We start from the raw sequence: 371 nt of genomic DNA on the forward strand, positions 1-371 counted from the left end.
CCCGGCATGAGCAGATTGGACGCCATGCCGAAGTGCTGGTTGTTGGCCGCCACGACGTAACCGCCGTTTTCCATCGCGATCAGATCGATCAGCTCGTCGCGCGAACGATTGGCCCAGTCGCTTTGCGGCAAGCCATACAGACGCAGACGTGCAAGACCACCATCCGGGTACAGGTTCACGCGCACGTGCGTTGCGGCCCGTTGCTGGGTGATGGCGTGGTAGTGATGCGAGTTGCCCTGCAACGTGGTCGAGGGCAGCAGTTCGAACCATTCGGCCGTGTCGGATGGCGCGCCGTCCGGGCTGTAGCAGCCTTCGAGCGAGGCGGCCGGCGGGAAGTTGCCGGTGAAGTGGCTGGTGTCGAGATCGACACC

1 pseudogene is annotated in these 371 nt (G+C 63.9%); it reads right to left on the reverse strand.

Annotated features, from left to right (window positions below):
• A pseudogene (locus A9762_RS03190) lies at nucleotides 1-371 on the reverse strand (allantoicase); the annotation flags it as partial.

The organism is Pandoraea sp. ISTKB (assembly GCF_001721285.1).
Lineage (GTDB): Bacteria > Pseudomonadota > Gammaproteobacteria > Burkholderiales > Burkholderiaceae > Pandoraea > Pandoraea capi.